The 15,334-nt window shown below is 66.7% G+C and carries 12 protein-coding genes and 3 pseudogenes; 11 read left to right on the top strand and 4 right to left on the bottom strand.

Features of this window, described 5'->3' with window-relative positions; all coding sequences use genetic code 11:
• Positions 1-771 (bottom strand): annotated as a pseudogene (locus A5622_RS21060) (cytochrome P450); the annotation flags it as partial.
• 153 nt (positions 772-924) lie between these two features.
• On the opposite strand from A5622_RS21060, the gene A5622_RS21065 reads away from it, so the two are divergent.
• The 7 genes from A5622_RS21065 (at position 925) to A5622_RS21095 (ending at position 6,695) form a co-directional block, all read left to right on the top strand.
• Positions 925-2,034 (top strand): Rieske 2Fe-2S domain-containing protein, encoded by a 1,110-nt coding sequence (locus A5622_RS21065; RefSeq protein ID WP_369806955.1) that lies wholly within the window; start codon positions 925-927, stop codon positions 2,032-2,034.
• Positions 2,035-2,052: 18 nt separating this feature from the next.
• Positions 2,053-3,639: an AMP-binding protein gene (locus A5622_RS21070; protein WP_066881000.1), complete on the top strand. Its 1,587-nt coding sequence runs from the start codon at positions 2,053-2,055 to the stop codon at positions 3,637-3,639.
• A 91-nt stretch (positions 3,640-3,730) separates the two neighbouring features.
• Positions 3,731-4,156 (top strand): nuclear transport factor 2 family protein, encoded by a 426-nt coding sequence (locus A5622_RS21075; RefSeq protein ID WP_066881001.1) that lies wholly within the window; start codon positions 3,731-3,733, stop codon positions 4,154-4,156.
• A gap of 13 nt (positions 4,157-4,169) precedes the next feature.
• Positions 4,170-4,700 (top strand): MaoC family dehydratase N-terminal domain-containing protein, encoded by a 531-nt coding sequence (locus A5622_RS21080; protein WP_066881003.1) that lies wholly within the window; start codon positions 4,170-4,172, stop codon positions 4,698-4,700.
• Positions 4,697-5,152 (top strand): MaoC family dehydratase, encoded by a 456-nt coding sequence (locus A5622_RS21085; RefSeq protein ID WP_066881005.1) that lies wholly within the window; start codon positions 4,697-4,699, stop codon positions 5,150-5,152. Before A5622_RS21080 ends, A5622_RS21085 begins: the two co-directional genes overlap by 4 nt.
• Positions 5,149-5,361 carry a hypothetical protein gene (locus A5622_RS21090; protein WP_197508066.1) on the top strand — a complete coding sequence of 71 codons (213 nt, stop codon included), beginning with the start codon at positions 5,149-5,151 and terminating at the stop codon, positions 5,359-5,361. The genes A5622_RS21085 and A5622_RS21090 overlap by 4 nt, the downstream gene beginning before the upstream one ends.
• An 80-nt stretch (positions 5,362-5,441) precedes the next feature.
• On the top strand, positions 5,442-6,695 hold the full coding sequence (locus A5622_RS21095; protein WP_066881007.1) for an HNH endonuclease signature motif containing protein: 1,254 nt from the start codon (positions 5,442-5,444) through the stop codon (positions 6,693-6,695).
• Positions 6,696-6,813: 118 nt separating this feature from the next.
• Here the strand turns inward: A5622_RS21095 and A5622_RS21100 are convergent, their stop codons facing one another.
• Positions 6,814-8,280, bottom strand: coding sequence for an aldehyde dehydrogenase (locus A5622_RS21100; protein ID WP_066881009.1), 1,467 nt, complete (start codon positions 8,278-8,280; stop codon positions 6,814-6,816).
• 83 nt (positions 8,281-8,363) lie between these two features.
• Between A5622_RS21100 and A5622_RS21105 the strand changes: the two genes are divergently transcribed.
• A complete protein-coding gene (locus tag A5622_RS21105; protein WP_066881011.1) occupies positions 8,364-9,713 on the top strand; it encodes a secreted hydrolase in 1,350 nt (449 codons plus the stop codon).
• Here A5622_RS21105 and A5622_RS21110 read toward each other — a convergent pair.
• Positions 9,696-10,847 (bottom strand): aromatic ring-hydroxylating dioxygenase subunit alpha, encoded by a 1,152-nt coding sequence (locus A5622_RS21110; protein WP_066881013.1) that lies wholly within the window; start codon positions 10,845-10,847, stop codon positions 9,696-9,698. The genes A5622_RS21105 and A5622_RS21110 overlap by 18 nt on opposite strands.
• 40 nt (positions 10,848-10,887) lie before the next feature.
• Here A5622_RS21110 and A5622_RS21115 point away from each other — a divergent pair, with 40 nt between their 5' ends.
• The 3 genes and pseudogenes from A5622_RS21115 to A5622_RS21125 all read left to right on the top strand — a co-directional run.
• Positions 10,888-11,790: a MerR family transcriptional regulator gene (locus A5622_RS21115; RefSeq protein ID WP_066862563.1), complete on the top strand. Its 903-nt coding sequence runs from the start codon at positions 10,888-10,890 to the stop codon at positions 11,788-11,790.
• Positions 11,791-11,850: 60 nt separating this feature from the next.
• Positions 11,851-12,573, top strand: a complete 723-nt coding sequence (locus A5622_RS21120; RefSeq protein ID WP_066881015.1) for a DUF1906 domain-containing protein — start codon at positions 11,851-11,853, stop codon at positions 12,571-12,573.
• A 540-nt stretch (positions 12,574-13,113) separates the two neighbouring features.
• Positions 13,114-15,039: pseudogene (locus A5622_RS21125) on the top strand (fatty acid synthase subunit beta domain-containing protein); the annotation flags it as partial.
• Here the strand turns inward: A5622_RS21125 and A5622_RS28550 are convergent.
• A pseudogene (locus A5622_RS28550) lies at positions 14,980-15,288 on the bottom strand (fatty acid synthase subunit beta domain-containing protein); the annotation flags it as partial. The pseudogenes A5622_RS21125 and A5622_RS28550 overlap by 60 nt on opposite strands.
• Between the last annotated feature and the right edge of the window lie 46 nt (positions 15,289-15,334).

Genomic DNA, 15,334 nt, shown 5'->3' on the forward strand with positions numbered 1-15,334 from the left:
GGCCAGCGCGTTCTTGGTGGTGTCGCTGCCGGCGAAGGCCAGCACGAAGAAGAAGAACTCGAGTTCGTTTTCGGGCAGGCTGAACTGCTCGCCGTCGTCGCCGGTGATCACCGCGGACGCCAGCGTGCTCCAGATGTCGTCGGTGGGATTGCGCCGCTTTTCGGCGGTGAGCTCCATCGCGTACTCGAAGACCGAGGCGAAGAGCTCGGTTTCGACGTGCCCGCTCGGGTGCTCCTCGGGCGCAAGCGCCTTCAGGATGCGGTCGAACAGCTCGAAGATCCGCGGCCGGTCCTCCTCTGGGATGCCGATGATGTCGCCGATGACCGTCATCGGTAGCGCGTCGGCGACGTCGGAGATCCAGTCCCCACCGCCCCGGGCGAGCAGGCCGTCGATCATCCGCGCGGCGCGCGCCCGGATGCCGTTCTCCAGCTTGGCGATCGCACGCGGGTTGAAGGCGTTGGAGATCAGCTTGCGGCGCTTGTTCAGGTCCGGCGGATCCAGCGTGATGATCGTCGGGGATGCCGAGAACATGGCGACCGGTTGAATGAGCGGGCCGTCGGCCGCGGTGAACGAGTCGGTGTCGCGATGCAGGCGGACCGCATGCCGGTGTTTGGTGGCGACCCAGAATTGGCGCTGGACGGTGTCGGCGACGCCCGGCGTCAAGTCGTGCCGAAACAGCGGCCTGGTACGCCGCAACTCGGCGAACAGTTCGTCGGGAAAACCGTTACGCCACAACGCGAAATCGGAAAGGTCCACCGCAGCGGCCGTCATGCGAACCCCCATTGGCTCCGACGCCACGCCACGCCCGGGCGGCGGCGCGTTGACGTTCAATGTCTAAAATAGTAAAAATAGACCTTAGTCGTCGAAACGCGGTGAGTTAAGAGCGGCCCTGATGCGCCCGGCCGCGTGGGAAACGGAGTGCTCGTGACGAATACGATTCCAGAGTCAGACCCCTCGGAACGGGAGTTCGGACCGGGTGGCATCGCGCTGTCGACCTACCGTTTCCCGACGGGCTGGTTCATCGTCGCCTTCGGAAGCGACCTGGCTCCCGGCCAGGTCAGGCGCGCGCACTACTTCGGCGAGGAGTTGGTGCTGTTCCGCACGGAGTCGGGCCAGGTTCACGTGATGGAGGCCTACTGTCAGCACCTCGGCGCCAACCTGGGGGTCGGCGGCACCGTGGAAGGCGAGAACATCGTCTGCCCCTGGCACGGCTGGCAGTGGCGCGGCGATGGAACCAACGCGCTGATTCCCTACAGCAAGATCGGCTGCAAGAACAACGTCCGCATCCGGACCTATCCGAGCATGGAATGGTACGGCTTCATCCTGGCCTGGCACGAGCGCCACGGGCGGGCGCCGTACTGGCAGCCGCCGGTGCTGCCGGAACTGGAAACCAACGAGTACTACCCGCTGCACCCGCACAGCCAGATGCTGAACCGGGTCAAGGTGCACCCGCAGATGATCATCGAAAACGCCGCCGACCCCTATCACGTTCAGTACGTGCACAAGGCCGCCAACCCGGCCACGACGGCGTCGTTCGAGGTGGCCGGTTATCACCTGCACGCCACCGTCAACGCCCACTTCGGCGGCGGCCGCGGCTCGACCTGGTTGACACCCGACGGGCCGGTCGACGCCAAGATCATCTACGACAACTACTCGCTGGGCCTCGGCATCGTCCGGTTCCCCAGCGAGCTGGTGGCGACTATCGAGGTGACCGGGCAGACCCCGGTCGACGAGGACTACACCGATTACTTCTACACGCAGGCTTCCGTGCGTGAACCGGGCGACAGCGGTGACGTGCCCACCGGACGTGCCGCCCGGTTCCTGGCATTGCAGCAAGAGGTCATCAAACAGGACTTCTTCACCTGGGAGAACATGAAATACCTGGAGAAGCCCAACCTGGCGCCCGAAGAGGCACACGACTACGCGGCCCTGCGTCGGTGGGCCCACCGCTTCTACCCGGGGGAGCAACCGTCGCCCTCCGACTTCGGTTACGGCGCCGACGGTGAGCCCGACCCGGCGGCCGCCAAAGCTTGACCAGAGCCACACAGACCGATGTGCGCTGACCGCGTGGGGTCCGTGCGGCCCGCCGATTACGGCGTCGACCGTTTCACCGTGCCGGCCGTGCTCGACCGCCGCGCGCGACAGTACCCCGACCGGGTGATGATGTCGATCGCCGGCGTCGACGTGACCTTCGAGCAGATGCGCCAGCGGTCGTGTGCGGCGGCAAAGGTGTTGAGCGAGTTGGGAGTCGGACGGGGTGACCGCATCGCGTTGTTCACCGGCACGTGTCCGGAATGGGTCTACTTCTGGCTGGGTGCGGCGCGGATCGGTGCGGTGAGCGCGGCGATCAATGCCGCGAACAAAGGCGACTTCCTGTTGCACGCCCTGCGGCTGTCACACGCCAAGGTGATGCTGACCGACGCCGAACACCGGCCCCGCGCCGCCGAGGTCGCCGACGCGGCGGAGAGCCTGACGAACATTGTGGTGCAAGGTGACTCACTGACCGCGACGTTGAGACAACACGCCGGCGACGCGTCGGTCGATGACCCGGGCGAGGCGGACGACCTCGCCTGCCTGTTCTACACCTCGGGCACCACCGGCCCGTCCAAAGCGGTCGCCACGACATGGCACTACCTGTTTTCCGTGGCAGCCACCGTCTCATCGGCCTGGCAATTACGCGAGGGCGAGGTGTTGTGGACGGCGATGCCGTTGTTTCACCTCAGTGCGGCACCCAGCATCCTGGCGCCCATGCTGGTCGGCGCAACGACGGTGCTGGCCGGGTCTTTTCACCCCGGCGAGGTGTGGGACGACATACGCGCCCGCGGCGCCGTCGGGTTCGCCGGTGCCGGGGCGATGGTCTCGATGCTGCGGAATCTGCCCGCGGATCCGGATGACGCACGGCTGCCGTTACGGTTCATCTCCGCCGCGCCGATCGACGCAAACTCCTACCGCGACATCGAAAAGCGTTACGGCTGCCGCATTGTCACGATGTATGGGCTCACCGAGGCTTTTCCCATCGCCCTCAAGTCGGTCGCCGAGGAGGGGGTTCCCGGGACGTCGGGCCGGCCGAATCCCGATTTCGAGGTGCGGATCCTCGACGAGCATGGCAATCCGCTGCCCGCTGACTCCGTGGGTGAAATCGCCTGTCGGCCCAGGTATCCGCACGTGATGAGCGTGGGCTACGTCGGCGCGGATTCGCGGATAAAGCCGCATCCGGAATGGTTTCACACCGGCGATCTCGGGCGCCTCGATCGCGACCAGAATCTGACCTATGTGGACCGAATCAAGGATGCGTTGCGCCGGCGCGGTGAGAATATCTCTTCGGTCGAGGTGGAGGCCGTTGTCGCCAGTCATCCCGCCGTGGCCGAGGCCGCCGCGGTCGGCGTGCCGAGCGATTTGGGCGAGGACGACGTCCTGGTAGTGGTCACGCTGCGGCCCGGCGCCACACTGGATTTCGCAGAACTGCTCGACTTCTGCTCGGCCCGCATGCCGTACTTCTGCGTGCCGCGATTCGTGGAGACCGTGAGCGAACTGCCGAAGAACGTGATGGGCCGGATACGCAAAGATTTATTGCGCGAACGCGGCGTCAGTCCGGGGGCCTGGGATCGTGAAAGTAGTGGGTATGTCGTTCGCCGTTAGGTTCCGTTAATGTCACGTAATAGTCGACGAGTTGCATTAACGTCCCCTCAGCCCATTGTCGGCAGTGATTTCTCCAGAGAGGCTGGAAGCGATGACCATGACCTATCAAGAACAGCAAATGCTGCAAGCCGCCACCGGACGCGCTGCCATCCTGGATCTGAACGCCCGGCACAATCGGGCCTACTCCGACGGCGATCGCGACCGCTGGGTCTCCACCTTCCGTCATTCCGGTGCCAGCTATACCCGCGACGGTGAGCTTTTCAGCGACCTGCGGTCGGCCTTCGACGGTGGCGACGGTCAACGACTGGTCACGGTCGATCATGAGATCAGCGTCGACGGGGTCAACGCGACTCAGCACTGTGTCGCTGTGCTTTTCGCCGCGATTTATGGCGACACCACGCTGCGGGCCACCGGGACCTTCCACGACACATTGAGCTACGAGCGGGGCGGCTGGTACTTCACTTCGCGTGCCTTGCAGTGGGATTCCGTCCCGAGTCGCCACCCCCTCGTTATGTGAGTGGCACCGATACGTGGATCAGGATTTCGGTCAGCGGCTGGCCTTCGGCACCTACGACGATGCGCTGCGGATGGTCGGCGCGCGAAGCGAGCCCCGCGTCGCGGGAACCGCGGTCAGCGCCGCACGCATCCAGTTGTTCGCTGCGATGGTGCGCGACGGTAATCGCTCATACTGGGACCCCGAGTTCGCCCGGCGGCAGTGGGGAGGATTACTCGCGCCGCCCGCGCTGTTGATGGGCTGGCTGATCGCACCGCCCTGGCAACCCGGGGGAAGAGGCACCGCTTCGTTGATCGCCCTGCGGGTGCCGCTGCCCGGTACTACATTTATCAACGCCGCCAACGAGGTTGAGTTCCCCGAGCCCATCGTCGAAGGCGACGTGCTGACCGCAGTCGACGAGCTGGTCTCGGTATCACCGGAAAAGCGGACGCGACTGGGCGTCGGCCATTTCGTCGAGACGCTGGAGACCTATCGCCGCCAAGACAACGTCGTGGTCGCCACCAATCGCAATACCTTGTTCCGCTTCACCCCCGGGCCCGCGTCGTGACCGGCGACGGCCTGGACTGGGCGATGATCTCCGTTCCCGTCGACTTGCCGGAAGTGATCGACCGCATCAGCTACCAGCGGGTGGTGGAGAACGCCGGGGCGACGTGGGATTACTTCCCCGGCCATTTCGACCCAAAATACGCTCAGGCGCAGGGCAATCCGACGATTTACGTCAACACGATGCACCTGGCCGGGTTCGCCGACCGCGTCGCGACCGACTGGGCGGGGCCGCGCTCGCGCGTGGTGCACCGGTCCATGCGACTGGCCGCGCCGGTGTATGCCGGCGACACGATGATCGGCCGGGGGCGGGCCGTGGCGAAGCGCCGGGACACCTCGGTGGAGCCGCCGCGCTGCCTGGTCGATGTCGAAATCCGGGTGATCAATCAGCATGGCGCGCTGTGCTGTCCGGTCGAGCTGACGTTGCAGGTGCCCGGATCTTCCGGCGATGGATGACATTGCCGGACTGCACCTGGCGCGCCGATGACGCCCTGGACCCGGCGTGGTGTGAGCTGTTCTGCGCCGGCCTTCCGGAAGGTGCGCAGGCCTTGGCCGCGTCCGGGATGTTCGATGCGCCGGTCCCGGTCGGCGATGAGAGCGATGCGCAGACAAAGCTTTTGGCACGCCTTGGCCGCGACCCGCGGTGGGAACCGGAGATCTCATAGGGGTTTCTGCGCACACCACATTTGGGGCCGCGGAATGGGGGGAGACCGTTTTTGTCGGTGGTGGCTGCGATGATGGCGTCATGTCCGCGACCGTGGCTGCAGCCGGCGTCGAAGCGTCCCCGAAGGAACGTCTCGGGGAGCTCTTCGACGAACTGGCGGAGTTGACCGGTCAGCGTAATGCGATTGATGGGCGCGTCGTGGAGATTGTGGCCGAGATCGATCGCGACGAGTTGTGCGGGATGACCGGGGCGCGGTCGGTGCCGGCGTTGGTGGCTTGGAAGACGGGCTGCTCGCCGGGGAATGCGCGCACGATCGCCACGATTGCGAGCCGGCTGGAGGAGTTTCCGCGCTGCGCGGCGGGCATGCGGGAGGGCCGGCTGTCGCTGGACCAGGTTGGGGTGATCGCGGCGCGGGCCGGTACAGGGTCTGATGAGCACTATGCGCAGCTGGCCGCGGTCGCGACGGTGAACCAGTTGCGTACCGCGATCAAGCTGGAACCGCGGCCCGACCCCGAGCCCCGGCCGGAGTGGCGGGGACCGCTGGCCTCGATCACTAAGACCTCCGACGAGCAGGGCAGCTGCTACCGGATCACCCTTCCGCCCCCCGATGCGGCGACGTTCGACGCGGCGTTGGCATCTCATCGTGAGGCGCTGATCGCCGAGTGGAAACACGATCAGGCCACCAGCGCCGGTGATCAGCGGCCCCCGTTGCCGGGCACGGTCGAGGCGTTCATGCGCCTGGTCGAGACCGGCTGGGACGCCGAGGCGGCGCGGCGCCCGCACGGGCAGCACACCACCGTGGTGGTGCACCTCGACGTGGAAAAACCCACCGCGGCGCTGCATCTGGGTCCGCTGCTCTCCGATGCCGACCGCCAATACCTGACCTGTGATGCCACGTGCGAAGTGTGGTTCGAACGCCGCGGCGAGGTCATCGGTGCCGGAAGGGCGACGCGGGTGATCAACCGGCGGCTGCGCCGCGCGCTGGAGCATCGCGACCGCACCTGCGCGGTGCCGGGTTGTGGTGCCACCCGCGGTCTGCACGCCCATCACCTGCGGCACTGGGAAGACGGCGGCCCCACCGAACTAGCCAACCTGGTGCTGGTCTGTCCCTACCATCACCGGTTGCATCATCGCGGTGTCATCACCATCAGCGGACCCGCACACGCACTCGTGGTCCGCGACGACGAAGGCCGAGTGCTCAGCGCGGGATCGCTGGCGCGCCCACCCACGGGGCCCCCACCTGCGGTGGCGCCGTGTCCGGGACCGATCGGCGAACGCGCCGACTGGTGGTGGTACACACCCTTCCAACCCCACCCACCACCGACAACCAACTAGCGGCGGTACCGGTCACTACCGGCAAAGCCTTGAAGCTCAAAGATGTTGCGGCATCCAATAACCGAACATGCCCGGCCGCCTACCGCGTCGTCCGTGCGGTGCCCGACACCCGCAAAACCTATAGCGGCGGCAGCTGCCCCTTGGCTATCAGCGTCTGCAGCTCGACGTACTCGTGCAGCCCCTCCGGCCCGAACTCGCGGCCGATGCCGGATTGCTTGAAGCCGCCGAAGGGTGCGCCGATGTCCAAGGTGTACATGTTGATGCCGTAGGTCCCGGTGCGGACCGCAGCCGCGACCTGCAGGCCATGCTCGATGTCGGCGGTCCACACCGAACCGGCCAAGCCGTAATCGGTTTCGTTGGCGATACGGATCGCGTCGTCCTCGTCGCGGTAGCGCAGCACGGTCAGCACCGGACCGAAAATCTCCTCCCGGGCGATGCGCATGTCGTTGGTGGCGTCGGCGAACAACGTCGGCTGCACGTACCAGCCGCGCTCGGACGGGCTCTGCTCGCCACCGAGCACGACGCGAGCGCCCTCGCTGCGGCCGGACTTGATGTAGTCCTGGACGCGGCGCTGTTGCCGTTGCGCGACAAGGGGTCCGATGTCCGTCGACTCGTCGGCCGGGTCGCCGACCTTGAGCGCCGACATCATGCCGGCCAGCGCGTCGACGACCTCGTCGTGCTTGCGGTCGCTGACCAGAATCCGGGTCTGCGCCACGCACGCCTGGCCGTTGTTCATCAGGCCCGCGGACTTCAGGCCGGCCACCGTCTTGTCGATGTCGGCGTCGTCGAGGATGATGGCCGCGGACTTGCCGCCCAGCTCCAAACTGACCCGCTTCAGCTGCTCGCCGCACAGCGCGGCGATCCGGCGCCCGACGGCGCTGGAACCGGTGAACGCGATCTTGTCCACGCCGGGATGGCGCACCAGCGCCTCACCGATCTCCGGACCGCCGGGCAGCACCGACACCACGCCGTCGGGCAACCCGATCTGCTCGATCATCTCGGCCAACCACAAGGCGTCCAACGGGGTTTCGGGAGCGGGCTTGATGATGACCGTGCAGCCCGCGATCAGCGCCGGGATCAGCTTGGGCATGATCAGAAACTGCGGTACATTCCACGGCACGATCGCCCCGACCACTCCGACCGGAGCTCTGCGCAGGTGCACCTCGCCGAGCACGCCCTGGCGGCGTTCCTGCCACGGGAACTCGCGGGCGGCGGCCAGCGACAGGTGCATCAGCGCCGCCGCGGCCGCACCCTGGCCCATCCGGCTGAAGCTGCGCGGCGACCCCATCTCGTCGGTGATGAGATCGGCCATCTCGTCGGCGTGGCCGGCATAGATTCCGGCGAGCTGTTCGACCTTGGCCATCCGTTCGGCATGGCTCAGCCGAGGCCACGGACCGTGATCGAACGCGTGCCGTGCGGCGGCGACGGCCGCCTCGACGTCCTCGGGTCCGGCGACTTGGACGTGCCCGACCGGCTCCTCCGAGTGTGGCGAGATCACCGCGAGCTGCTGGGGATTGGCCGGCTTGCGCCACTGGCCCCCAATGAACACCTCCTTATAGGAGCGATGGCCGGAAGTCTCTGTCATCGGGGCACTTCCTCACGGGATCGGACCGCGACCGCAATTTCGCTATTCACGCTAACATAGCGAAAAAAGCAGCGAGGCCCGATATGACCAGCGATTGGCGCAGTTACCCGTTTCAGTTGGTGCCCGGCGACGACCAGTTGGAGTTTCCCGCCGCGGAAGGCGAACATGCCGACCAGGAATCGGACACCTGGTTCATCGCCGGCCAGCTCGACGCCGCCGAGACCGATCGATCGTTTGCCTTCCTGACCATCTTCAACAAGAACCGGCCGGGGGGCACGGTGGTCGCGGACTTCTACACCCTGGCGCTGTTCGACCTCGACACCGGCGACTACGGCACCTTCACGGACTACGACATGCCGCCGGCCAATATGGAGCCGGGGGCCCAGCCCAAGCTGACGATGGCGTCGGGCCACCTCGACATCAACTATCACAGCGGCGCGGGTACCGCGTCGTGGACGACCAGTCGTAACGGCGATGGCGAACTGTTGCCCTACACGTACCGCGTGAGCCTGGTCGGAACGGATCAGCCCGGCCGGCCCATGCGACTGGATCTGGCCGTATCACCAACGCGCGCACCGACACCGGTGGGTGCGTCGACGTACAACGGAAAGATCGTCTGCTTCGGTCAAAGCGACACCTATTCCTATTTCCAGACCGGAATGGCGATGACCGGCACCTTGCGCTGGGGGGACGTGGTGGCGCAGGTGTCCGGCACCAGCGGGCACGTCGACAGGCAGTGGTTCCCGAAGTACGCCGGCGGAGGTGGATCCGGGGGAGACCCGCGGGCCAGGTCGCACGAATGGCGCACGATCAACTTCGACAACGGCGTCGACCTGAGCATCTGGCGCCAGTTCGACCGCACAGATGGCAATGCGCTGCAACCGTTTACCGGAATCACGACAAGCCACCCAGACCCCACGATCGCGCCGCAATGCGCCGAAGACATCGAGGTCACGGTCAGCAGCTACGTGCGATGGCCGGAGGCCATGCGACCGCTGGTGCGACCACTCGCCCCGGCGCGGTATATGCCGGATCGGCACCGGATCACCTGTCCCACACTGCAATTAGATCTCGTTGGCGAGCCGCTGGTGCCCGCCCCGGCGCACGGGCTGCCGATCGAATACATGGAAGGCCCCTACCGCTACCGTGGGACCATGTGGGGAGAACCGGTGACGGGCTTCGCGTTCAACGAACGCTCGCTGGCGCTATACCGGGATTGGGAACTCGTCGAGGTGCTGTCCACCACTGTCGCGAACCTGACACCGCCGGAGCCCCGACTGCAGAGGATGGTGGATCAGCTGGTACCCCTGGTGGCCGCCGGGCGCCGCAAGGACGCCGTTGAGCTGCTGTTCAGCTCGGCGCCCGTCGAAAACGACGCGCTGGCAAAGCTTCTCGACGATCTTATCGCGGTGCTGTCAGTCGACGGCGGCTGAGCGCAAAAGCGCGCGGGCCCACGTGATGTGCCGATGCTGCAAACCCGGCTCGTTGCGGCCGAACACCAGGTGATCGCGGACTCCGGACTCCAGATTGGCTTGCAGCCGCTCGACCAGCCGGTAGTCCTCGTCGCGCACGGTGGCATGTGCATATTCGAAGATGGCCTGAGCCCCGGCGGCCACCGCCTCGTCGGAGAGGTCCTGCGGAGTTGCGTTCTGGTGCACGGTGATTGACCTGCCGGGCCGGTCGCCGGGGTAGACGCGGAACAGCTCACCGTTGGCGATGGTCACCGACAGCACGATGTTGGGGAACAGCGCATAGATCACCACCATGTTGTGGAACGGATTCCACTGATCCTCCGGCACGTCCTCGAGCTCGAGGATGGTGTTGAGCGGGAAGATCAACCGGTGGTGTGGCCCGTAGGAGTCGAACAGCGTGCAGTTGCTGCGCGCAACGGTGGCGAAGGTCTGTTGATGGACGGTGGCGAAATGGTAATTCTCGGCGAAGGTGTCGATGGCCAGTTTCCAGTTGATCGCGGAGTCCAGCACCTTCTCGCCCAGCGGCGACCAGCGCCCGATGCCCCAGGAGTCCAGTTCCTCGGCGAGCGGGCCCAGGTGTGCGGCCACATCCAATGTCGCCCCGGGATCCAGTGCCACCCAAAGGAATCCAGCGAACTCGGTGGCCGGGAGTTCGGTCAGGCCGTCGGACTTGACGGTCACTTCCGGGAACCCCTCACGTCCCGGAAGTGCCACCAAGTGCCCGGTGTTGTCGTACGTCCAGGCGTGGTAGGGGCAGGTGAACCGCTTGGCGATGCCGCATCCCGTCGCCACCTGTGACTGGCGGTGCAGACACACGTTGTCGAACGCCTTGACCGATCCCTCCGAGGTTCTGGTCAGCAGGATGGACCGCCCCATCACCGTCTTGGTGCAATACGCGCCGGGGACGGGAAGTTCCGAGACATAGCCGACCAGTTGAGGACTGGCGAGCAGCATGGCGCGATCCCGGTCGTGTCGCTCGATACCCGTGTAGTCCCGCGCGTCGATGGTGTGCTGGCCGGGTGCGAGGTCGGTCGTCTTGTCCCGCGCCAGTTTCAACGCGCGCCGGGTCAGGTCGATCAGCTGACCGTGTTGCATCCGACCAGTACAGACCTTGTAACAGTTGTAAGGTCAAGGAGTGGCTGAGCAGTTGCTGATCGGCGACGTCACGGCCTTGACCGGCATCGCTTCCGGCCGTATTCGCCATTACGAGAAAATTGGGCTGCTGCGCGCAGAACATCTGTCCAACGGCTACCGCGTTTTCGGCGTCGAGCAGGTTCTCGATTTGTTGCGCATCGACCTGATGCGAAGCCTCGGTGTCGGTATCAACGACATCGCCCGGCTGATGGAGGGCGGACACAGCACGCTGGCCGGCCTGCTCGACCAGCACCGTACGCTGCTGATCCAGGAACGTGAGCGGCTCGACCAACTGATCCGGGCCATCGACGAATCCTGCGCCGCCACCCAGTGTTCCGGCGCCGACCTCAACGAGCACATCCTGCACCGGTTGGCGACGACGCACCGCGACAGCATTGGCGTGATCGGGCGGCTCAGCGCGCCGCTGTCGGCGCCCGTCGCCGCGATGTACGCGGACCTGTTCGACGAGTGGGAGCTACCGGTTCCCGCCTTGTTCGGGCAAATGGTGCTACCGAACGCGGCCAGCACGTTGCTGTCGCGACTGGCCGAGACGCCGGGCCACGAGGTGCTGTTCGGTCGGTTGCGCAACCTGGCCGCCGACGTGATCGCGCTGGGCGACGACGAGTCGGCGGCGGCGGAGCTTGCGCGCCGTTGGATCGACGAGCAGCTGACCGACCCCCTGCCCGACGACGTGGTCGGCGTGCTGCGGGGAGTGCAACCGCTCTTGGAGCACGACCCGGTGATCGTGCAGGGGTTCCGCGCCTGGGCGGCATCGATCAGCCCGGCGGCAGCGCTGTTCATCGAGGAGATCGCCCAGCAGACCGCTCGTCGCGGACTGGAGGCGGTGAGCGTCATCGTGCTGCCCGCGCCCCGATCCGTTCAAACGAACGATGCGGCACTGTGATGCACATGTGACTCGTGTGATCAATGTGTCACATGGGGTCTATGTCGTACCCTGTGGCTTGTGTCCTCCGTTTCGCGACGTGACCTGCTCAAATTCGCGGCCGCAACCCCCGCCCTGCTGGGCCTGGGCGCCGCGGGCGCAGCGCTGAGCGCCGCACCGGCGTCTGGCTCGCTGGGCACCCTGCTGGACTACGCGGCCGGCGTCATTCCGGCCAGCCAGATCAGGGCCGCGGGCGCGGTGGGGGCGATCCGGTATGTCTCGGACCGCCGCCCCGGCGGCAATTGGATGCTCGGCAAGCCGATCCAGGTCGCCGAAGCGCGTGACCTCAACAGCAATGGGCTCAAAATCGTGTCCTGCTACCAGTACGGCAAGGCCAGCACCGCGGACTGGCTGGGCGGTGCCAGCGCGGGTCTGCAGCACGCGCAGCGCGGGATGCAGCTGCACGCCGCGGCCGGTGGGCCCGCCAGCGCACCCATTTACGCCTCGATCGACGACGATCCCTCCTACGAGCAGTACAAGAGCCAGGTGGCGCCGTACCTGCGGTCGTGGGAGTCGGTGATCGGTCATCAGCGCACAGGCGTGTACGCCAATTCGAAAACGATCGACTGGGCGCTGCACGACGGATTGGGCTCTTACTTCTGGCAGCACAACTGGGGTTCACCCAAGGGGTACGCTCACCCGGCGGCCAACCTGCACCAGGTTGAAATCGACAAACGCAGCGTCGGCGGGGTCGGCGTGGACATCAACGAGATCCTCAAGCCCCAATTCGGGCAGTGGGCCTAGTCTCCGATCCCGCCGTCCGGCCCGGCCCGGACGCCGACTCTTAAAGTTTCCAGCAAACACTCGTTCGCTCGTTTTCCCGACGGGTGCACGCGGCCATCGGCCGTCCGATGCCGCCGAGGGCGCCGCGACGGCACTCCGCGGCGCAAAATTTTTATGTAACGATTCGATAACAAGACTGCTTTGATCTGCGCAGTTGTAGCTACTCGACCGTAACCACCTGCACGCAGCGGGTTTGTGAATCGGCTCCGCGCCGTAGGTGAAACCGCGTGTTACCCAGGACACGGTTACCCATGCGTAGAACTCACCAGTAACCAATCAGCACGCGAAACAAGCGCCGATCCTTATGACACTCTTAGTACAGCCGATGGAGTCCGTCGCGCCGCCGTGCACCACTCGGGCGGTCCGCCGACAACACACCGGCCAGCCGTTTCCCGGCTAGTGATTCGACGCTGAACCACGCCGCATCGACGCCAAGCCCGCCAGGCGGTGGTGACCGCCAGACGACGAGACCTAAAGACGCATACAGGGGAGACAGACAAGGTGACGATCCACGAGCACGACCGGGTGTCCGCTGACCGCGACGGCCAAGGCAAGGCCCCACACGCCGGGGACACCCACGCCCTTGTCGACCGCCTGACGGCCGGCGAGCCTTACGCGGTCGCATTCGGTGGCCAGGGCAGCGCCTGGCTGGAGACCCTCGAAGAGCTGGTGTCGTCGGCCGGTATCGAGTCCGACCTGGCAACGCTGGTCGGCGAGGTGAACCTGGTCCTCGAGCCGGTGGCCAAGGAGCTCGTCGTGGTCCGCCCGATCGGTTTCGAGCCGCTGACCTGGGTGCGTGCCCTGGCGGCCGAAGATCCGGTCCCCTCGGACAAGCACCTGACCTCGGCCGCGGTGTCGATACCGGGCGTGCTGCTCACCCAGATCGCGGCCGTGCGCGCGCTGGCGCGCCAAGGGATGGACCTCAAGGCGACGCCCCCGGTGGCCGTGGCCGGACATTCCCAGGGCGTGCTCGCCGTCGAGGCGCTCAAGGCCGGGGGCGCCCGCGACGTCGAGCTGCTGGCGTTGGCCCAGCTGATCGGCGCGGCCGGGACCCTGGTGGCCCGCCGGCGCGGCATCTCGGTCCTCGGCGACCGCCCGCCGATGGTGTCGGTCACCAACGCCGATCCCGACCGCATCGGCCGGCTGCTCGACGAGTTCGCGCAGGACGTGCGCACCGTTCTGCCGCCCGTCCTGTCCATCCGCAACGGCCGCCGTTCGGTCGTCATCACCGGCACCCCGGAACAGTTGTCCCGCTTCGAGCTGTACTGCCAGCAGATCTCGGAGAAGGAAGAGGCCGACCGGAAGAACAAGCTGCGCGGCGGTGACGTCTTCGCGCCGGTCTTCGATCCGGTGCAGGTCGAGGTGGGCTTCCACACGCCCCGGCTGGCCGACGGCATCGACATCGTCGGCGGCTGGGCCGAGAAGGTCGGCCTGGACGTCGAGCTGGCCCGCCAGCTCACCGAGTCGATCCTGGTGCGTCCGGTCGACTGGGTGGAGGAGATCACCCGGGTCAACGACGCGGGCGCCCGCTGGATTCTTGACCTGGGCCCCGGCGACATCCTGACCCGGTTGACCGCGCCGGTGATCCGCGGCCTGGGCGTGGGCATCGTGCCGGCCGCCACCCGCGGTGGTCAGCGCAACCTGTTCACCGTCGGGGCCGTCCCCGAGGTGGCGCGGGCGTGGTCGAGCTACGCCCCGACGCTGGTTCGCCTGCCCGACGGGCGGGTCAAGCTCTCGACGAAATTCACCCGGCTGACCGGCCGTTCGCCAATCCTGCTGGCCGGCATGACCCCGACCACCGTGGACGCCAAGATCGTGGCCGCCGCGGCCAACGCCGGTCACTGGGCCGAGCTGGCCGGTGGCGGGCAGGTCACCGAGGAGATCTTCGCCGACCGCGTCGAGCAGCTGGCCGGGCTGCTCGAGGACGGCCGCACCTACCAGTTCAACGCGCTGTTCCTGGACCCGTACCTGTGGAAGTTGCAGGTCGGCGGCAAGCGGCTGGTGCAAAAGGCGCGCCAGTCCGGCGCGGCCATCGACGGCCTGGTCATCAGCGCCGGCATCCCGGATCTGGAGGAGGCCGTCGAGCTGATCGAGGAGCTCGGCGAGGTCGGCATCAGTCACGTCGTCTTCAAGCCCGGCACCGTCGAGCAGATCCGCTCGGTGATCCGCATCGCGACCGAGGTGTCCACCAAGCCGGTGATCGCGCACATCGAGGGCGGGCGCGCCGGTGGTCACCACTCCTGGGAAGACCTCGACGACCTGCTGTTGGCGACCTACTCGGAATTGCGGTCGCGCCCCAACATCACCGTCCGCGTCACCGGCGACCTCGTCGAGCAGCCGGCCGCACCGCGAGGCGCTGTTGTCGATCTCGTGGATGTCCGCGCCGAGCTGGCTGCGGCTGGATGCCATTCCGCCCGAGGCTTTCCCGGCGCCGATCCACTGGTCGGTGCCCTGGGTTTCGACCAGCATGCGCTTGACCGACGGCGAGGTGGTCGCCTCCTTGGCGGCCATCGCCGCGGTGCCGACCAGGATGCCGTCGATGGGCATCAGCGGGAAGCCGTACGCCTGCGCCCAGCGCCCGGACAGGTATTCGGCCGCCCGCTCGGGCGTGCCGATGCCGCCGCCGACGCAGACGGTGATGTTGGGGCGCGACCGCAATTCCGAGTAGGTCGCCAACAGCAGGTCGTCGAGGTCTTCCCAGGAGTGGTGACCACCGGCCCGG

It is taken from the genome of Mycobacterium sp. 1245801.1, assembly GCF_001673055.1.
GTDB lineage: Bacteria > Actinomycetota > Actinomycetes > Mycobacteriales > Mycobacteriaceae > Mycobacterium > Mycobacterium europaeum_A.

What these genes read in the sequence shown, in the direction of transcription:
- A5622_RS21110 (WP_066881013.1), bottom strand. Translation starts at nt 10,847, where the DNA reads ATGCAACACGGTCAGCTGATCGACCTGACCCGGCGCGCGTTGAAACTG.
- A5622_RS21100 (WP_066881009.1), bottom strand. Translation starts at nt 8,280, where the DNA reads ATGACAGAGACTTCCGGCCATCGCTCCTATAAGGAGGTGTTCATTGGG.
- A5622_RS21105 (WP_066881011.1), top strand. Translation starts at nt 8,364, where the DNA reads ATGACCAGCGATTGGCGCAGTTACCCGTTTCAGTTGGTGCCCGGCGAC.
- A5622_RS21090 (WP_197508066.1), top strand. Translation starts at nt 5,149, where the DNA reads ATGACATTGCCGGACTGCACCTGGCGCGCCGATGACGCCCTGGACCCG.
- A5622_RS21075 (WP_066881001.1), top strand. Translation starts at nt 3,731, where the DNA reads ATGACCATGACCTATCAAGAACAGCAAATGCTGCAAGCCGCCACCGGA.
- A5622_RS21070 (WP_066881000.1), top strand. Translation starts at nt 2,053, where the DNA reads ATGTGCGCTGACCGCGTGGGGTCCGTGCGGCCCGCCGATTACGGCGTC.
- A5622_RS21095 (WP_066881007.1), top strand. Translation starts at nt 5,442, where the DNA reads ATGTCCGCGACCGTGGCTGCAGCCGGCGTCGAAGCGTCCCCGAAGGAA.